Consider the following 17144-nt stretch of genomic DNA (forward strand, 5'->3'; position numbering starts at 1 on the left):
TTACTTATCTATGAATGGAAAACGGTGGGCTGCTTTAGGGATTGCGGCAGCGTTATTTTTTGTTTCTGTGGTAATTAATTTTTTATCAGCTACTACTTTTAAAGGGATTCAAACTGATTTTACCGACTTTATGGCATCAGCTGAGCAACCTTTTACAGAAGAGGTTGTCAATGAAGGCAACGAATTAAAGAAAATTGTGATTCTCGATGTCAATGGTGTCATACAGGATACTGGTGAAACTGGTTCCTTCCTACAAAGTGCAGGCTACAATCATCAGGATTTTATGAAAAAGTTAAACTATATAAAAAAAGATGATTCTGTAAAAGGGATAATAATAAAGGTCAACTCACCAGGCGGTGGTGTCGTTGAAAGTGCAGAAATTCACGATAGACTCGTTGAAATTCAAAAAAACAGTAAAAAACCAGTCTATATCTCGATGGGTTCAATGGCAGCATCAGGAGGATATTATATTTCAACTGCAGCAAAAAAGATTTATGCAAGTCCTGAGACGATGACGGGCAGCCTTGGGGTTATTATGGAAGGCATCAATTATGAAGGTCTTGCCGATAAGTATGGGGTAGATTTTGTCACCATAAAAAGTGGCAAGCATAAGGACATTATGAGCCCAACAAGAAAAATGACAGATGAAGAACGGCAAATATTACAGTCGATGATCAATAATTCCTATGAAGGATTTGTCAAAGTGATTTCAGAAGGGCGTAACTTGCCCGTCGCCCAGGTGAAAAAAATTGCTGACGGCCGTGTTTACGATGGACGACAAGCGAAGGATTTACACCTAATCGATGGGTTCGGCTACTTAGACGATGTAGTGAATCTTATGAAAAAACAAGAAAAGCTCAAAGGGGCGCAGGTGGTTCGTTATTCAGATTCTCTTGGTTTGGGTTCCTTATTTACTATGCAGGCAAAGAAATTAATGGGTGAAAACGTTGAAATGGCTGGATTAATGCAAATACTTTCGAAGCCGAATTCTCCACGTCTCATGTATCTGTATGCAGAATAGGGGGGCTAATTAATGGATATAAATGAATATCAAGAAACCACGCCTGACAGAAAGGAAAATTATACCGTTCGTTATGCGGGCTTCTGGATGCGCTTTTGGGCGTATCTGCTTGATTTAGTGGTCGTGGGAAGCATTGTTCGGCTGCTAATTAAACCTATTTTTCGATTATTGGATATTCCTTTATCAGAAACCAATATGTTTGCGCCAGTCTCCATTTCATCGGCGGTCATCTTTTATTTATATTTCGTCTTGATGACAAAATATCTTAATCAAACCCTTGGGAAAATGGTGTTTGGATTGAAGGTAGTCGATTTAAAGAATGATCAATTGACCTGGGGAACCATACTCTTTCGTGAATGGATCGGCCGATTTATATCAGCAACGATTATCTTCGGATATATCATTGTCGCTTTTTTACCAAAAAAACAGGGCTTGCATGATCTCTTCACTGACACAACAGTTATCCATGTGGAACGGTGAAAATAAACCTATCAACAATTGTTGGTAGGTTTATTTTTTTATATAAAAGCAAATACTACCCGCTGAAAGGTTGTGATTGAAATTGTTTTGGGTGCTCCTGATTTTGTCCATTCTATTGCTCTTTTTCATTCTCATTCTTTTTACTAAATTAACAATCCTTATTAATTATTATCATCATAATGACAATGACGATCTAAAGATAAAATTAAAGATTTGGTTCGGGTTAATAAAATATACAATAAATGTTCCGTTAATAAAAGTGGATGATAATTCTCCTAGCATAGTTGTAGAAAGTAATACTAAAATGGGAGATTCCGCACGAGAATCAACTAAACAAGACACGAATCATATTACAACAGATGAGGTGGAGACTAATGCATCAAATGCCAAAAAATTACTCAATCATGTGTTCGGATTACATCGTATTGTCAGGAAGTTTTTTCGGAAGGTCACAATGAAAGGCTTAGAATGGAATACGCTGATTGGTCTCGGAGATGCGGCGCACACTGGGACAATAACCGGAGCAATATGGGCCTTTAAGGGGAGCATCATAGGGCTTCTCAGTCATTATTTCAAACTTAAAGAAATGCCCAAAATATCGGTTACCCCACACTTTCAAGCTGCCGTAATTCAAACAAGATTTACATGTATTATTCAGTTTCGTATCGGGTATGCTATTCTAGCAGGATTAAAACTGTTTAGATTCTGGAAGGGCGGACTTCCGCACTTTAAAAAGAAAACTAATTTTGCAAATGATAAAACAAAATCCGTTTGAAAAAGGAGGAAACAGCCATGTCTGACCACCCAATTCAAGGTTTGATGACAACTGCAATGGAAAGTTTGAAAGAAATGATTGACGTTAATACGATTATAGGGGACCCAGTTGAGACCCCAGACGGCAGTGTTATTTTGACAGTATCGAAAGTAGGCTTTGGATTTGCTGCAGGTGGTAGTGAATTTAAGCTCCAAGGGTCTCAAAGTCAAAGTCAAGGTCAAGGACAAGGAAAAGAACAAGGTCAAGGACAAAGTCAAGGTTCATCCCATCCATTTGGGGGAGGGAGCGGGGGCGGTGTTTCTATTACCCCAATTGCTTTTTTAATTGTCAACTCTCATGGAGTAAAAATGCTGCATTTAGATGAAAGCACCCATTTGTATGAGAAAATACTTGAACTTGCTCCTTCCGCGATTGATAAAGTTCAGCAAATGTTCTCAAAAAAGGACCAAGGGCAACAGCAAAATAGTTCGCAAGGATCTAAAAACGAGCATAAACCAAAAGAAGAGCTTGAATTATAGTAGGAAAGGTTAATCTTCCAAAAGACTAGGAAGATTAACTTTTTTCATGTCGCTAAACGGGGCGCTAGCAATTTTCAATAAGTCTAAATAATTGCAAAATAGATATTGAAAAGATATATTTACACTGTACATATTTGAAGTGAAGTGGTTTACAACAATCGCTTGAACTTGGATACGACAAAGGAGGATGTATTATGGCAAATGTAACATTTAAAGGAAACCCAATTACTCTATTAGGCAATGAAGTAAAGGTAGGGGACAAAGCACCTAACTTCACAGTCCTAGCGAATGACTTATCAGCAGTAACATTAGAGAATACAAAGGGTCAAGTGCGTTTAATTACTTCCGTCCCATCTTTGGATACGGGTGTGTGTGATGCAGAAACACGCCGGTTTAATGAAGAAGCAAATAGCTTAGGCAACGTGAAAATTTTAACTGTAAGCATGGACTTACCTTTTGCACAAAAGCGCTGGTGTGCTGCAAGCGGAATAGAAAACGTTCAAACGTTATCTGATCACCGTGACCTTTCTTTTGGAGAAGCATATGGGGTTGCTATCCAAGAATTAAGACTATTGGCTCGTGCTGTATTTGTTGTTGATTCAAGTGATACAGTGACATATGTTGAGTATGTTAGTGAAGCAACAAACCACCCTAACTACGAAGCAGCAATTGAAGCTGCAAAGGCTGCAAAATAGTAAAGCAGAAGGCCTCGGTATTACGAGGCCTTTTTGTTTGGTTAAAACTTGTATAAAATAGCTATACTCGATTAAAATGGATAAGGAATTTAAAGAGGGAGGGGAAAAGATGAACGTTTCTCCAGTAGAACAACTTTTTACGTTATTTAATGAAACAGCACTTCTTTTACAGGAAGAACTTAATTGTACATATTTAGAGGCACTTGCAGAAACTGGCGAGAATTTATTTCATGGCTCTATCCTTCAGGCTGAGGTCAGCGAACTAACAGAAAAAAGGATTAAGAAACAATATGAACAGATCAATTTAAACAAATTTTCAAACGAGGAACTTCGAAAGGCATATCAGCTTGTCATTTTAAAAGGGATGAAAGAAAGTGTTCAGCCTAACCATCAAATGACACCTGATACAGTGGGGATGCTTGTCGGTTATTTAGTAAATAGATTTATGAAACAGTCAACATTCCGCTTGCTTGACCCAGCAGTAGGAACCGGTAATTTGTTAACAACTGTATTAAATCACCTGCAAAAAAAAGTAGATTCTGTCGGTGTGGAGATTGATGACCTGTTAATTAAGCTTGCCTATGTTAATGCAAATTTACAAGAGCACCCTATTCAACTCTTCAATCAAGACAGCCTTGAGCCACTGCTTATCGACCCCGTAGATGCGGTCATCGGTGATTTACCTGTTGGATATTATCCGAATGATGTCAGAGCAGCGGAGTATCAAGTAAAGGCAGATGAGGGACATACCTATTCCCATCATTTATTCATTGAGCAAAGTGTCATGTATACAGCACCTGGTGGGTATTTATTCTTTATTATTCCTAATGGTTTATTTGAAAGTGAACAAGCCTCTCAACTAAGTGAATTCTTTAAAGAGCATGTCATTGTGCAAGGATTGTTACAATTACCCACGAGCATGTTTAATAATAAAAATACAGCTAAGAGTATCATCATCCTCCAAAAAAAGGGTTTAGGCGTGCAACCGCCAAAGCAGGCATTACTTGTCGATTTGCCTAGCCTTTCGAATGCAGTAGAAATGGATAAAATACTATCTAAAATGGAAAAATGGTTCCAAGAGAACAAAGGATGAACAGGGTTTAAACCCTGCTCATCCTTTTTTTCTGAGTGTTATAAATCTTATAAAATTACCGAAATATGTGAATATATTAACATTCGTAATGTAAACGCTGCCATGTGAATTATACCTTGAAATATAATATACACAATGATTAAATGAGGAAGGAAATAATCAAGAGCGGTTTGAGCAAAATAATGTTGTACTAACAAAAATTACTCCAAACCAGTGTTGTTATATAAAAGGAGCGGTAACAAAAATGGCAAAAATTATTGCAATTAATGCAGGAAGCTCTTCCTTGAAGTTTCAATTGTTTGAAATGCCAAGCGAAGATGTTATTACAAAAGGATTAATTGAAAGAATCGGATTGAATGATTCGATTTTTAATATTACAGTAAATGGAGAGAAAATCCAAGAAATCAGTGATATTCCTGATCATGAAGTCGCGGTTAAAATGCTTTTGGATAAACTAACCACTTTAGGGATTATCAAATCACTTGATGAGATTGTTGGAATGGGACACCGAGTAGTCCATGGTGGTGAAACATTTAATGACTCAGTGCTTATCACAGATGAAGTATTAAAGAAAATTGATGAATTATCAGAACTTGCACCTTTGCATAACCCAGCAAATCTTACAGGAATTAAAGCTTTCATGAGTGTGCTCCCAAATGTTCCTGCGGTAGCTGTTTTTGATACGGCTTTCCACCAAACGATGCCAGAAAGTTCTTACCTGTATAGCCTGCCAATGGAGTATTACGAAAAGTATGGCATTCGTAAGTATGGCTTTCATGGAACATCACATAAATATGTTTCACAACGTGCTGCAGAGTTACTAGGTCGACCCGTTGAACAACTTCGCCTTATTTCGTGTCATTTAGGGAATGGAGCAAGTATTGCTGCGATTGAAAGCGGTATGTCGATTGATACATCTATGGGCTTCACACCACTTGCAGGGGTAACGATGGGAACTCGCTCAGGTAATATTGACCCTGCACTCATTCCTTATATTATGGAGAAAACAAATAAAACAGCGGATGAAGTCCTTGATGTTTTGAATAAAAAGAGTGGTATGCTCGCTATGTCAGGCTTCTCTAGTGATTTAAGGGATATTGAAATTGAAGCAAAAAAGGGTAATGACCGCGCTCAACTTGCTCTAGATGTATTTGCAAACCGTATCCATAAATACATTGGTTCCTATGCTTCAAGAATGAATGGTGTAGATGCAATTATTTTCACAGCTGGTATCGGTGAAAATAGTGATACGATTAGGGAGAAAATCTTAAGAGGCCTTGAATTTATGGGTGTTTATTGGGACCCTGCTTTGAACAAAGTGAGAGGCGAAGAAACATTCATCAACTATCCACACTCACCAGTTAAAGTATTAATTATACCGACTAATGAAGAAGTAATGATTGCTAGAGACGTCGTTCGCTTAGCAAATACTCTTTAATAAACAGAAGGCAAAAGCTAATTTAATGGCTTTTGCCTTTTTATCCTTTTATTTCATTGTGATATACTGGAAATAGAAAGCCTTGCTGTGGAGGGGAATCGATCATGCCATTAACAGACCGTGAAGCAAAGGTCTTGAATGAAATACAGGATTGGGAAAGAAATTTACGTGAATTTGAGCCCAATGATTTCCAATTAACTTATGAAAAATATCTGCAACAATCATTCTTATTATTACCCGAAAGGGTTCAACGGCAATTCTTTACTGTTATTGATAGTTGGCTGTTTCATTTACATAGTATGATACAAGGCTCGCAGCTACAGATGGATGCAAAGGAGAGAATTCTTTCTGCGGGGCGGATATTTCATAAAGACTTAGAAAAAGTAGAAGACTTACGCCAATTAAAAATTGAGCAATTACAATACATTGCAGAGCAGCAAATTGCGAGGCATCGTCTATACTCTTTTGCTCAAGGTGGTTTAGCTGGGACTGGTGGTCCACTTCTTCTAAGCACAGACATACCAGCAATAGCCGTTATTAATTTAAGGGCCGTCCAATTAATTGCAATGACCTATGGGATTGAGGTTAATACCCCGTTTGAAATGATGACCTCTCTGAAGGTGTTTCATACGGCAACATTGCCGCCAAGGCTTCAACTAGAGGGATGGAGCTTGTTGATGGATGAATTGGAGAATCGGGATGACTATTATTTTTATAAAGGAAATGAGGAAATTATTGATATTACATGGATTGAACAGCCAGTACAGCAACTATTGAAAGCGTTGGTTATTACATTGTTCCGAAAAAAGGTGATACAAGGTATCCCGCTTGTCAGTATGGCGATTGGTGCAGGCGCCAATTATCAGTTAACGAGAAAGGTAACTGATTTAGCGCATAAATATTATCAACTTCGTTACCTAAAAGAAAAAGAGGAGTATATTGGATGAGTACTCAAGAACATAAAAAGGAAGCCCCAAAAACGGTAAATTGTAAAGTAATCACAGTTAGTGATACAAGAAATAGCGAAACAGACAAAAGTGGTAAACTGATGATGGAACTGCTTGAACAAGCAGGTCACAAAATTATAGATTACGTGATAGTAAAAGATGAGGCCGCACCAATTCATGATGAATTAGTAAAGGGCTGTTCAAGAGAAGAAATTGATGTCATTTTAACAAATGGCGGCACAGGGATTGCAAAGCGAGACGTAACGATAGAAACTGTACAAAATTTACTAGATAAAGAAATTGTTGGATTTGGAGAATTGTTCAGGATGTTGAGCTATCAAGACGATATTGGCAGCGCTGCAATTCTTTCAAGGGCCATTGCGGGGGTGATAAAAAATAAAGCTGTATTCTCCACCCCAGGCTCAACTGGTGCTGTGAAACTAGCGATGAATAAATTAATTTTACCTGAACTTGGCCATGTAGTGAGAGAAATACAAAAAGACCTTTAATAGAGAAAACTCCCTTTTTCGATGGAAAGGGAGTTTTTTATTGATGGACTTTTGTTGAAAGAACTTCGTTTGCTCGGTACCATAGCCATAAATCATTAATAATCGAAGCTAGTTCCGCAATTTCGGTGTTCAGTTGACAGGAGCGAGGGAAATTACTTTCATTCGAAAGAAGTGCTTGTTTCTGATTAATTTGATTTTCTAGTTCTCCAATCCGGTCCGGGATAGAGCCTCGAACTTGTTCCCAATATAAGAGAATCTCTTCCTGTGTTTCTATGCTGTAATCAGCCAATTCCATTGTTAAATCGGGGAGCTGGATACCAAGACGATCATCAAATGAAAAATATTCTTTCATATAGTTGCCTCCAATCTATTTATTAGTATTTTATTATACTATACATGTATAAACCATTCTCTACAAACCTATTTTTAAGGTCAATTTAGTGTATAAAAAAGCACGAAGCATCATGGCTGCGTGCTTTTGAAAATTTCATATTTATTCGGAATCTTTGTCTGTGCGTACGACGAGAACGTCACAAGCTGCATATCGGGTGATATGTTCAGAAACACTGCCGATAAAGAACCTTTCCACTACATTTAATCCAGTAGCACCGCAGAGAATTAAATCAATATTGTGTTTTTTAGCCAAATCTCTAGGAATTCTTATTTTAGGAGAGCCGTAGTCTATTTCATATTGCACTTTTGTTAAGCCTGCATCCTCCGCTTGTTTTAGATAATTTTCAAGCATATCTTTTGCAAGCTTTTCTGCCCGATCACCAATAACTGTATCGTAAGCTTCAATTAAAGCAAACGTCCTAGTGTCAATAACATGGACTAATAATAGGGTGGCGTCATTTCTTTTGGCAATTTCAATGCCCTTTTTAAAAGCCCAATCTGCTTCTTTTGAACCATCAATAGCGACTAAAATATTCTGATATTTAAGTCCCATGATTTATCATCTCCTTACTTAAATTATACATTATTTAACAAGGAATAACTGTTGCAATTTTTCGAACAATAAAGAGGTAGTTTACAAAGGAAAGGAGATTGTCGGATGGTAAACCATGACCAGAATAAAAAGTTTTTGTTTGAGTTTGACGAACAGGGTACGATTGAAGTAAGCCAACAAATTATGAATTCGTATACTAGTGGTTTTATTGGCGAAGGAACAGCGATTGCTGATAGTGAGGATTTTTCTGGTACAGAGAGCTAAGTAAAAAATGTATAGATACTGAGGGACTGTCCAATATTGGGCAGTCTTTTTTTCTAGACATGTGTCTTGGGAATTTTTAAGGTTACAGGCAAATACCCAAGAATATGCATACACACTTGCATATTCTTTAATGTGTCAATAAATTAGAATTGAGGAGGAGAATTATGAGTACAGAAATGTATGGAATGCCTAGTAACATTGATGTGCAATATGATGTGATGAACCCAGCAGATGAAAGAATTCATGGGGGATTCGGCCACGGAGGATTCGGACACTTTGGTGGATTCGGCCATGGAGGATTCGGACACTTTGGTGGATTTGGCCGTCCAGGATTTGGATTTGGTGGCTTCGGCAGACCATTTGGATTTGGGTTTGGAAGACCATTTGGATTCGGCTTTGGAAGACCATTTGGTTTTGGCTTCGGAAGACCATTTGGTTTTGGATTTGGGTTCCCATTCTTAACTGGGTTAGCAGCAGGTGCCTTATTAGCTCCAGGTTTCGGATACGGTTACGGATATCCGTACTATCCACCGTACCCATACCCTTATTATCCTTGGTATTAATGACTCATTAAAACATAGGCTTTGCCATAATCGGCAAAGCTTTTGCTATATTTTTTATGGAATTAAAATGTGTATTTGTTATCATCAATGAGAATACATCTAACTTATGAAAAAGGTTATAATAAAATTGGCTTGGTCTATTTTTCTATGAATAATAATACTTGGAGGAAAACACATGCGGATCGGAGTACCTACGGAAATCAAAAATAATGAAAACCGTGTAGCCATGACACCTGCTGGAGTGGTCAACCTAGTGAAATTTGGTCATGAGGTTTTTATTGAAAAAGGAGCAGGGCTAGGCTCTGGTTTTTTAAATGAGGATTATGAAACTGCTGGTGCAAAATTAGTAGATACAGCAGAAGAAGCATGGTCCATGGAAATGGTAATGAAGGTTAAAGAGCCGCTTCCTAGTGAATATAAATACTTCCGAGAAGGCTTAATATTATTTACATACTTACATCTTGCACCTGAACCAGAATTAACCAAAGCATTGATTGATAAAAAAGTAGTGGGTATAGCCTATGAAACGGTTCAGTTATCTAATAGAAGTTTACCATTATTAACACCGATGAGTGAGGTCGCTGGAAGAATGGCTGCTCAAATTGGTGCTCAATTCCTTGAGAAGGTTCATGGAGGGATGGGTATTCTTCTTTCCGGTGTCCCAGGAGTCCAAAGAGGAACGGTAACTATTATTGGCGGAGGTGTGGCTGGAACGAATGCGGCTAAAATGGCGATTGGTTTAGGGGCAAAAGTGACCATTATTGATTTAAATCCAGATCGGCTTCGTCAATTAGATGATATTTTTGGATCCGATGTGACAACCTTAATGTCCAATCCTTATAATATTGCCGAAGCAGTAAGGGAGTCGGATTTGGTCATTGGTGCTGTTCTTATTCCGGGGGCCAAAGCACCGAAACTTGTAACGGAAGCGATGATTCAATCAATGAAACCTGGCAGTGTCGTTGTCGATATTGCAATCGACCAAGGCGGTATTTTTGATACGACTGATCGGATTACTACTCATGATAATCCAACCTATGTGAAGCATGATGTTGTCCATTATGCTGTTGCCAATATGCCAGGTGCGGTACCAAGAACATCAACCATTGCGTTAACAAACGTAACCGTACCGTATGCGGTTCAAATTGCAAATAAAGGATACAAACAAGCATGTCTTAGCAATGAAGCATTATTGAAGGGTATCAACACACTAGGCGGGTATGTAACTTACGAAGCAGTCGCAGACGCACATGGACTTGAATTTTTAGCTACCAAAACATTGCTGGAAAAATAATGATTAACTAGGAAGGAGGAGGGACGGATATGTCCCTCCTCCTTTTTCTAAAAGGTGATTCTACGTGACCGAAAGAGCCAGGACCAGAGAAAAAGGTCACGTAGAGGGGTTCAACGTGACCGAAAAGAGCCAGGACCAGAGAAAAGGGTAACGTAGAGGGGTTCTACGTGTCCGAAACGAGCCAGAAACTTTGAAACAGGGCACATTTGGCGTATAAAGTCTAAAATTATTAACCAAGCATTTAATAAAAAAAACCAGCTCCTAAAAAGGAACTGGTTTAATAAAACTAAATATGTAGCCGCATTTGCCGTATTAATATAAGAAAGTTTTAAACCACCACTCCTCAAAGTGGGTGTTCTCAGAAACTTTTCTGCATGTCCTCCAGGTCTTATAGACAGAGGCTTGTCATTCGAGCTCCAATGGTTAAACTCCCTTTTACAGCTTAAAGGTTAAAACTTTATTATGACTACGAACAACGCAGCTTGTATTTATATAATATACCAACTCTTCACAGATTTCAATGTAAAAAAAGTCCAAAAGAAATTATTTAATGATCTGTAACTCTTTTGGGAATTTTGTGAGGACTTTTGCCCCGTCTGAGGTAATAAACACATCGTCTTCAATGCGAACACCAGCCACATTTGGTACATAGATACCTGGTTCAATCGTGTATACCATACCTTCTTCAATAATAAGGTCATTTGTCTCAGTTAATGATGGGTATTCATGCACGCTTATCCCGAGACCATGCCCAAGGCGGTGTGGAAAATACTCTCCGAATCCGGCTTCAGCAATGATTCGACGGGCAGTTAAGTCCACTTCGGCTGCACGAACCCCTGGAATGCTTGCTTCAATGGCAGCAAGCTGGGCTTTTAATACGGTGTCATAGATTTCCTTTTGCTTGTCATTAATGTCCCCATAAGCAACCGTTCTAGTGATATCAGAACAATACCTGTCAACGACCACACCCAAATCAAATAAAACAAGATCGCCTTTTTGAATTTTTGTTTCTCCGGGGTTTCCATGTGGAGAAGCTGCATTTGCTCCGGTAAGCACCATTGTCGAAAACGACATTTCGGTCACACCCTTTTGTTTTAGGGCGTATTCTAAGGCATTAAGTATTTCCAACTCCGTTTTGCCTTCCTTGATTTCATTAGCACCGAATTCAACTGCGTAATCGGCAAGGGCACAGGCCTCTTCAATAGTTTTTAACTCCTTGGCATCCTTAATCATTCGAAGCATTCGTAATTTTTCTTCAGCAGAAACAAATGATGCCTGAGGGAATAACTTTGAGAGTTGTTCATAACGTTCCACATTCATATGTTCTTTTTCAATAGCTGCTTTTGACACGCCATTTATTCTTTTATTGATGGAATTTAGAATCATTTCCCACGGATTGTCAATGTCGCTATAGCCGAGAATTTCATTGGCCCAGCCAAAACGTTTGGCATCGTGGACTTCCATCCCTGGGCAAACAAGGAAGGGCTCGTCTGTTTGAAAGACTGCTAGTGCGAGCAAGCGTTCATGTGGATTGGTGTAATATCCGCTTAAATAAAATACATTCTCTGATGAGGTTAGGAAGCTAACTTCAATATCGTTTTCTCTCATCCATGTTTGAAGCTTAGTTAATCGCTGATTCATTTTTACTCCCCCTATGTAATTCATGTCCTATGATGAGATTATCAATTAAAACTTGAAATGTAAACTAACTGACCACCTTATACTTCTCCTTGCTTAAAATCAATATATTAGGATTAAACTAGAGATATGGAAGGAATTCCAGTTATCGTATGGAAGTATATACTATATGAAAACCGAGAGGAGCAAGTCGAATGAAAATTTCGTATCATGGACATTCTGTTGTACAAATTCAAACAAACGGGAAAACCATCTTAATTGACCCCTTCATAAATGGCAATCAATTGACGGACTTGAAGGTGGAGGAACTAAGACCAGATGTCATTATTTTATCGCATGGTCACAATGACCATGTCGGGGATACGGTTGAGCTGGCAAAGAAAAATAACTCCCTTGTCGTTGCTAACCACGAAATTTCTACTTACTTAAGCTGGCAGGGAGTTCATACCCATGGTATGCACATCGGTGGTGCCCATCAATTTGAGTTTGGCAAAGTTAAACTAACGCAAGCCTTCCATGGATCAAGCTTTACAACAGAAAATAATGAACTCATCTATTGCGGCATGCCTGCTGGAATCTTATTTATGAATGAAGGAAAGACGATTTATCATGCTGGTGATACGGGGTTATTTTCAGATATGAAGTTGATTGGTGAGCGCCATCCGATTGAAGTAGCCTTCCTGCCCATAGGTGATAATTTTACAATGGGGCCTGAAGATGCAGCATACGCAGCAAAGCTGTTAAAAGCTAATACAGTTGTGCCGATCCACTACAATACCTTCCCGCCAATCAAACAAGACCCGTTTAAGTTTATTGAGATGCTGGAAGATAAAAACGGTAAAGTACTCCAACCAGGCGAAGCCATCGAAATTTAATTGTTCTTAGGCGATTTACATACTTTTTTCCTTCCACTATGCATAAATATGGAACAAGCAGTCTTTTAGGGGGAGGAAATAAAATTGAAAAAGAACAGATATTTACTTTGCCTGTTACTCTGTGGCATCTTGCTTTATTATGGAGCACCAAGATTATCTATTTATGCTGATGGGGCTCAAGGGATATTTTCATTAGCCTGGCTCTCATTTGCCTTAATCGTTATCGCTGGAAATCTTACTGGCCTTCTTTATAGCCCCAAAAAGCAAGGACATAAACTTCAATCGGAGCGACGATCTAGGAAGAAATCTAGGTTCTATCATTGAGAATTAAGAGTAATGTGAGAATCCGCATTGAATCAAGGCTTTCAACACTCTATAATAAAAATTATATGTAATCCGGGTTATTCTAAATAGAATAATTGGAATTTGACTATAAAGGGTGAAGGTCTTGGCCACTAAGCATGAACAAATTTTACAATATATTGATGGTCTCCCTATTGGGGAAAAGATATCTGTCAGACAAATTGCCAAGGCGATGTCCGTTAGTGAAGGTACAGCCTACCGTGCGATTAAAGAAGCGGAAAATAAAGGATATGTAAGTACCATCGAACGGGTTGGAACGATTAGAATAGAACGGAAAAAGAAAGAGAATATTGAAAAACTCACTTTTGCTGAGGTAGTAAATATTGTTGATGGTCAGGTGTTGGGCGGAAGAACGGGCTTGCATAAAACCCTAAATAAATTTGTTATTGGTGCCATGAAATTAGAAGCCATGATGCGCTACACTGAGGCTGGTAACCTATTAATAGTCGGGAACCGGACTCAGGCGCATGAACTTGCTTTAAAAGCTGGAGCCGCTGTGCTCATAACCGGTGGATTTGATGCTGACGATCATATCAAAAAGCTAGCAGATAAACTAGAAATACCGGTCATCTCAACGAGCTATGATACGTTTACGGTCGCAACCATGATTAACCGGGCGATTTATGACCAATTAATCAAAAAAGAAATTATTTTAGTCGAAGATATTTTAACCCCTCTTGCTGATACTTTTTATCTAAAAACGACGGATAGGGTGTCAAAATGGCATGAATTTAACCAACAAACTGCACACAGCCGCTACCCAGTAGTTGACCAAAACATGAAGATTCAAGGGATGGTGACAAGTAAGGACATTTTAGGTCAGGATTTAGAAGCATCCATCGATAAAATTATGACCAAGCACCCCATGTCGGTAAATGGGAAGACAAGTGTGGCTTCAACTGCACATACCATGGTCTGGGAAGGAATTGAAGTACTTCCTGTTACAAATGACTCAAACCGTTTGGAAGGTATTATTAGCAGGCAGGATGTTTTAAAAGCATTACAAATGAACCAGCGGCAGCCACAGGTCGGGGAAACTCTCGACGATATCGTTACAAATCAAATAGTATTAATGCAGGGAAAAGCAAAAGGAGAAGAGGTTTACTCTTGCGAAGTAACCCCGCAAATGACCAACCAACTTGGAACAATCTCTTACGGTGTGTTTACAACGATTGTCTCTGATGCAGCAAACCGTGTATTACGGAGCTATAAAAAAGGCGATCTTGTCGTTGAAAATATGACTATTTACTTTATTAAACCTGTTCAAATGGAGAGTATATTAGAAATTTATCCGAAAGTACTTGAAGTCGGACGTAAATTTGGAAAAGTGGATGTAGAAGTTTTCAATGAAGGAATATTAGTTGGAAAAGCAATGATGATGTGTCAATTGCTTGATAGAAATTAGACAGCTATCAAATTTATATCAATAAAAAAAGCCGCTTCACTAATGGAGAAGCGGCTTCAATAATTATTTTTGCAGTTCAAAATTTTTTGCTTCCTCGATTGCGAATGGAAGGTAATGTTTATATTTTTTGAAACCGATCCAGCTGAATAATGCTCCATAAACAATAAATACAGCGGCAACTATATACATAACCGTTGTTTCGGAAATAAATAACAAGTGATTAACTCCAAATAAAAAGACAAAAAGCCCTAGGGCAATATTTGATTTAGCAGCAAGCCATTTCTTTTCTACTAAACGGTTGCTTCTGATGTATTTTGTTTTATAAAATAGATAGAAAGCAAATAGTATAGCAATTAATACAACAAGTACAAACATATTATTTCCTCCAAGCATAGAAAATCTTCTATTATTGTAACTGTAAAAACAAAAAAATACCACATTTGGTTTATTAGTTGGTAAAGGAGCATTGCACATGATTGAGCAGATTTTAGCAGAGATTGAACAATTTGAAACCATCATTATTCATCGTCACGTCCGTCCAGACCCCGATGCCTACGGTTCACAAGGTGGATTGGCAGCGATTCTTCAAGAATCCTACCCAAATAAAAAGATTTATGCCGTTGGTCTAGAGGAACCAACCCTTCATTACATGCGCAGGCTTGATGTGATTGAAGATGAAGTATATAAGGGTGCATTAGTGATCGTTTGTGATACCGCAAATGCTGAAAGGATTTGTGACAAGCGTTATTCTCTGGGTGAAAAGTTAATAAAAATTGATCATCATCCAAATGAGGACCCGTATGGTGATTTATTATGGGTGGATACAAGCGCTAGCTCTTGCAGCGAAATGATTTATGAATTTTATTTAAACGGAAAAGACAAAGGGCTAAAAATGAATGATGCAGCAGCGAGATTGTTATACGCTGGCATTGTCGGTGATACTGGAAGATTTCTTTTCCCGAGTACGACGGAAAAAACACTGGGGTATGCTGGGGAATTAATTCATTATAATTTTTCACGGACTGAGCTATTTGACAAGATGTATGAATTGGATACCAATATCATTAAGTTAAACGGTTTTATACTCCAAAATTTTGAGTTACAGAATAACGGTGTTGCCTCCGTTAAGCTAACAAAAGAACTATTACAAGAATACAATGCAAAACCCGCAGAGGCATCCCTCTTAGTTGGAACATTAGGAAATGTAAAAGGAATAAAGGCATGGGTATTCTTCATCGAGGAAGCAGAACAGATAAGGGTACGTCTGCGTTCAAAGGGTCCTGTAATCAATGGAGTTGCAAGGCAGTTTAAAGGTGGGGGACATCCACTGGCATCAGGAGCATCCATCTATTCTTGGAACGAAGTGGACGATGTATTAAAAGCACTTGACGAAGTATGTGAAAATTATTCTTTTAATAAATAGAAAAATCGGCCCTTGTGAGAGTGAGGGTCGATTTTTATTATTCAAAATGAATCTCTAATTGGATCGATAGGTTTGTATAAAAAACCATTTCTTTAACCTTTAGTTTATACCTTTTATCATTTATTTTAATCGGTTTATTTTCAATAATTTTTTTCAGAAGGTCCTTACTTTTGTAGACGGTTTCGATATCTTTTGCAATCATCATGCTAATATCATCTCTAACCGAGTCTTCTGTCTCTAATACACTTAAAGAATCAAGTTTATATTTTTCCCAGTTTGCAATTCTAATGTTGATTTTCTGGACTGTAAGCTGTTCAATATTTCGCTTATTAATTTCTTTATATTCTTCCTGCCAAATTTTTTTCTCTCCGTTTAGGTCAATAATTTCCTTCGCTTGTGTCCGAATTAATTCGGTGTTCTTTTCCTGCCAAACCCCATAAATATATAAAAAAATACACCAGCTAATCACACCGCCTACGGCCATTCCTCCAAAAAAACGCTGCCAGGAAGGTCTTCGATATAATGGCGGGATTCTCATGATGAGATATGCTCCTGGGTTAACCAATTAATCAGGAGGGCACCAGTCTGGGCCCCGCCTAAGGCAGAGAGTATTAATAAAAATTGTTTAAAAAGATCCTTTGTATTCGCATCAAATAAGCCTCTTTCAAACGTATAAACCGCGTCAAATGTCCCGCCAATCGCCGAAACAATCGCCCAAATTCGAAGCGCTGATGATAAGCGGTAAACGGTCGTTAGCGGTGGCTGTCCGGTTAGAAATGAGGCTATCCCACCAATAAGCGAACCACCAAGCACCACACCTAAGGCAATAAAGTAACTTTCTATAAAAGCAGGAAAAAAACCAATTTCTTTCATCTCGTCAACCGCCCTTACCCATAA

Annotated in this window: 22 protein-coding genes and 1 other RNA gene; 16 read left to right on the forward strand and 7 right to left on the reverse strand. The window is 38.4% G+C overall.

The features are described from left to right. Positions 1 to 10: 10 nt before the first annotated feature. The 9 genes from sppA (at position 11) to QF028_RS03120 (ending at position 7476) form a co-directional block, all read left to right on the forward strand. A complete protein-coding gene (gene sppA / locus QF028_RS03080; RefSeq protein WP_410884061.1) occupies positions 11 to 1021 on the forward strand; it encodes a signal peptide peptidase SppA in 1011 nt (336 codons plus the stop codon). Between the two features lie 12 nt (positions 1022 to 1033). Continuing rightward, positions 1034 to 1501 (forward strand): RDD family protein, encoded by a 468-nt coding sequence (locus QF028_RS03085; RefSeq protein ID WP_429464056.1) that lies wholly within the window; start codon positions 1034 to 1036, stop codon positions 1499 to 1501. Between the two features lie 103 nt (positions 1502 to 1604). Continuing rightward, positions 1605 to 2276: a DUF2953 domain-containing protein gene (locus tag QF028_RS03090; protein ID WP_410884057.1), complete on the forward strand. Its 672-nt coding sequence runs from the start codon at positions 1605 to 1607 to the stop codon at positions 2274 to 2276. A gap of 17 nt (positions 2277 to 2293) precedes the next feature. Then, positions 2294 to 2794, forward strand: a complete 501-nt coding sequence (ytfJ, locus tag QF028_RS03095; RefSeq protein ID WP_429464058.1) for a GerW family sporulation protein — start codon at positions 2294 to 2296, stop codon at positions 2792 to 2794. A 194-nt stretch (positions 2795 to 2988) separates the two neighbouring features. Beyond that, on the forward strand, positions 2989 to 3489 hold the full coding sequence (tpx, locus tag QF028_RS03100; protein WP_215001077.1) for a thiol peroxidase: 501 nt from the start codon (positions 2989 to 2991) through the stop codon (positions 3487 to 3489). A 109-nt stretch (positions 3490 to 3598) separates the two neighbouring features. Next, complete coding sequence (locus QF028_RS03105) at positions 3599 to 4582, forward strand: class I SAM-dependent methyltransferase (RefSeq protein ID WP_215001076.1); 984 nt, start codon at positions 3599 to 3601, stop codon at positions 4580 to 4582. A gap of 244 nt (positions 4583 to 4826) precedes the next feature. Further along, positions 4827 to 6020 carry an acetate kinase gene (locus tag QF028_RS03110; RefSeq protein WP_215001074.1) on the forward strand — a complete coding sequence of 398 codons (1194 nt, stop codon included), beginning with the start codon at positions 4827 to 4829 and terminating at the stop codon, positions 6018 to 6020. 104 nt (positions 6021 to 6124) lie between these two features. After that, positions 6125 to 6967, forward strand: coding sequence for an EcsC family protein (locus tag QF028_RS03115; RefSeq protein WP_429464061.1), 843 nt, complete (start codon positions 6125 to 6127; stop codon positions 6965 to 6967). Continuing rightward, entirely contained in the window at positions 6964 to 7476 is a 513-nt protein-coding gene (locus tag QF028_RS03120; protein ID WP_429464063.1) for a MogA/MoaB family molybdenum cofactor biosynthesis protein, read from the forward strand. Before QF028_RS03115 ends, QF028_RS03120 begins: the two co-directional genes overlap by 4 nt. A 37-nt stretch (positions 7477 to 7513) precedes the next feature. Here the strand turns inward: QF028_RS03120 and QF028_RS03125 are convergent, their stop codons facing one another. Both QF028_RS03125 and QF028_RS03130 read right to left on the reverse strand, forming a co-directional pair. Beyond that, a complete protein-coding gene (locus QF028_RS03125; protein ID WP_429464065.1) occupies positions 7514 to 7828 on the reverse strand; it encodes a hypothetical protein in 315 nt (104 codons plus the stop codon). 141 nt (positions 7829 to 7969) lie between these two features. Next, positions 7970 to 8422 carry a universal stress protein gene (locus QF028_RS03130; protein ID WP_429464067.1) on the reverse strand — a complete coding sequence of 151 codons (453 nt, stop codon included), beginning with the start codon at positions 8420 to 8422 and terminating at the stop codon, positions 7970 to 7972. 105 nt (positions 8423 to 8527) lie between these two features. On the opposite strand from QF028_RS03130, the gene QF028_RS03135 reads away from it, so the two are divergent. From QF028_RS03135 to ald, 3 genes are all read left to right on the forward strand, one after another. Continuing rightward, on the forward strand, positions 8528 to 8686 hold the full coding sequence (locus QF028_RS03135) for a hypothetical protein (RefSeq protein WP_410884040.1): 159 nt from the start codon (positions 8528 to 8530) through the stop codon (positions 8684 to 8686). Between the two features lie 218 nt (positions 8687 to 8904). Then, the gene (locus QF028_RS03140; RefSeq protein ID WP_429472167.1) at positions 8905 to 9249 is read left to right on the forward strand and encodes a hypothetical protein; all 345 of its coding nucleotides are present in this window, start codon (positions 8905 to 8907) and stop codon (positions 9247 to 9249) included. A 175-nt stretch (positions 9250 to 9424) separates the two neighbouring features. Beyond that, positions 9425 to 10543, forward strand: coding sequence for an alanine dehydrogenase (gene ald / locus QF028_RS03145; protein ID WP_429464069.1), 1119 nt, complete (start codon positions 9425 to 9427; stop codon positions 10541 to 10543). A 291-nt stretch (positions 10544 to 10834) separates the two neighbouring features. On the opposite strand, the gene ssrS is transcribed toward ald, so the two are convergent. Together ssrS and QF028_RS03155 are read right to left on the reverse strand one after the other, a co-directional pair. Beyond that, positions 10835 to 11030, reverse strand: a non-coding RNA gene (ssrS, locus tag QF028_RS03150) — 6S RNA. A 56-nt stretch (positions 11031 to 11086) separates the two neighbouring features. Further along, positions 11087 to 12184 (reverse strand): M24 family metallopeptidase, encoded by a 1098-nt coding sequence (locus tag QF028_RS03155; RefSeq protein ID WP_429464071.1) that lies wholly within the window; start codon positions 12182 to 12184, stop codon positions 11087 to 11089. Between the two features lie 191 nt (positions 12185 to 12375). On the opposite strand from QF028_RS03155, the gene QF028_RS03160 reads away from it, so the two are divergent. From QF028_RS03160 to QF028_RS03170, 3 genes are all read left to right on the forward strand, one after another. Continuing rightward, entirely contained in the window at positions 12376 to 13056 is a 681-nt protein-coding gene (locus tag QF028_RS03160; protein ID WP_215001060.1) for a metal-dependent hydrolase, read from the forward strand. Positions 13057 to 13140: 84 nt separating this feature from the next. After that, positions 13141 to 13380: a hypothetical protein gene (locus QF028_RS03165; protein ID WP_088089241.1), complete on the forward strand. Its 240-nt coding sequence runs from the start codon at positions 13141 to 13143 to the stop codon at positions 13378 to 13380. A gap of 124 nt (positions 13381 to 13504) precedes the next feature. Then, complete coding sequence (locus QF028_RS03170) at positions 13505 to 14824, forward strand: DRTGG domain-containing protein (protein WP_429464074.1); 1320 nt, start codon at positions 13505 to 13507, stop codon at positions 14822 to 14824. A gap of 63 nt (positions 14825 to 14887) precedes the next feature. On the opposite strand, the gene QF028_RS03175 is transcribed toward QF028_RS03170, so the two are convergent. After that, positions 14888 to 15199 carry a YtpI family protein gene (locus QF028_RS03175; RefSeq protein WP_168245312.1) on the reverse strand — a complete coding sequence of 104 codons (312 nt, stop codon included), beginning with the start codon at positions 15197 to 15199 and terminating at the stop codon, positions 14888 to 14890. A 97-nt stretch (positions 15200 to 15296) separates the two neighbouring features. Between QF028_RS03175 and QF028_RS03180 the strand changes: the two genes are divergently transcribed. Next, positions 15297 to 16247: a DHH family phosphoesterase gene (locus QF028_RS03180; RefSeq protein WP_168245311.1), complete on the forward strand. Its 951-nt coding sequence runs from the start codon at positions 15297 to 15299 to the stop codon at positions 16245 to 16247. A gap of 37 nt (positions 16248 to 16284) precedes the next feature. On the opposite strand, the gene ytrI is transcribed toward QF028_RS03180, so the two are convergent. Beyond that, entirely contained in the window at positions 16285 to 16785 is a 501-nt protein-coding gene (ytrI, locus tag QF028_RS03185; protein ID WP_215001056.1) for a sporulation membrane protein YtrI, read from the reverse strand. Next, the gene (locus tag QF028_RS03190) at positions 16782 to 17120 is read right to left on the reverse strand and encodes a YtrH family sporulation protein (protein WP_088089236.1); all 339 of its coding nucleotides are present in this window, start codon (positions 17118 to 17120) and stop codon (positions 16782 to 16784) included. The genes ytrI and QF028_RS03190 overlap by 4 nt, the downstream gene beginning before the upstream one ends. Between the last annotated feature and the right edge of the window lie 24 nt (positions 17121 to 17144).

The sequence above is a fragment of the Neobacillus sp. B4I6 genome (assembly GCF_050434045.1).
Classification (GTDB): Bacteria; Bacillota; Bacilli; order Bacillales; family Cytobacillaceae; genus Neobacillus.

Bases quoted from the DNA above. Each gene is read 5' to 3' on its own strand.
- sppA (WP_410884061.1), top strand. From the start codon at position 11: ATGAATGGAAAACGGTGGGCTGCTTTAGGGATTGCGGCAGCGTTATTT.
- QF028_RS03085 (WP_429464056.1), top strand. From the start codon at position 1,034: ATGGATATAAATGAATATCAAGAAACCACGCCTGACAGAAAGGAAAAT.
- ytfJ (WP_429464058.1), top strand. From the start codon at position 2,294: ATGTCTGACCACCCAATTCAAGGTTTGATGACAACTGCAATGGAAAGT.
- tpx (WP_215001077.1), top strand. From the start codon at position 2,989: ATGGCAAATGTAACATTTAAAGGAAACCCAATTACTCTATTAGGCAAT.
- QF028_RS03105 (WP_215001076.1), top strand. From the start codon at position 3,599: ATGAACGTTTCTCCAGTAGAACAACTTTTTACGTTATTTAATGAAACA.
- QF028_RS03110 (WP_215001074.1), top strand. From the start codon at position 4,827: ATGGCAAAAATTATTGCAATTAATGCAGGAAGCTCTTCCTTGAAGTTT.
- QF028_RS03115 (WP_429464061.1), top strand. From the start codon at position 6,125: ATGCCATTAACAGACCGTGAAGCAAAGGTCTTGAATGAAATACAGGAT.
- QF028_RS03120 (WP_429464063.1), top strand. From the start codon at position 6,964: ATGAGTACTCAAGAACATAAAAAGGAAGCCCCAAAAACGGTAAATTGT.
- QF028_RS03125 (WP_429464065.1), bottom strand. From the start codon at position 7,828: ATGAAAGAATATTTTTCATTTGATGATCGTCTTGGTATCCAGCTCCCC.
- QF028_RS03130 (WP_429464067.1), bottom strand. From the start codon at position 8,422: ATGGGACTTAAATATCAGAATATTTTAGTCGCTATTGATGGTTCAAAA.
- QF028_RS03135 (WP_410884040.1), top strand. From the start codon at position 8,528: ATGGTAAACCATGACCAGAATAAAAAGTTTTTGTTTGAGTTTGACGAA.
- QF028_RS03140 (WP_429472167.1), top strand. From the start codon at position 8,905: ATGAACCCAGCAGATGAAAGAATTCATGGGGGATTCGGCCACGGAGGA.
- ald (WP_429464069.1), top strand. From the start codon at position 9,425: ATGCGGATCGGAGTACCTACGGAAATCAAAAATAATGAAAACCGTGTA.
- QF028_RS03155 (WP_429464071.1), bottom strand. From the start codon at position 12,184: ATGAATCAGCGATTAACTAAGCTTCAAACATGGATGAGAGAAAACGAT.
- QF028_RS03160 (WP_215001060.1), top strand. From the start codon at position 12,376: ATGAAAATTTCGTATCATGGACATTCTGTTGTACAAATTCAAACAAAC.
- QF028_RS03175 (WP_168245312.1), bottom strand. From the start codon at position 15,199: ATGTTTGTACTTGTTGTATTAATTGCTATACTATTTGCTTTCTATCTA.
- QF028_RS03180 (WP_168245311.1), top strand. From the start codon at position 15,297: ATGATTGAGCAGATTTTAGCAGAGATTGAACAATTTGAAACCATCATT.
- ytrI (WP_215001056.1), bottom strand. From the start codon at position 16,785: ATGAGAATCCCGCCATTATATCGAAGACCTTCCTGGCAGCGTTTTTTT.
- QF028_RS03190 (WP_088089236.1), bottom strand. From the start codon at position 17,120: ATGAAAGAAATTGGTTTTTTTCCTGCTTTTATAGAAAGTTACTTTATT.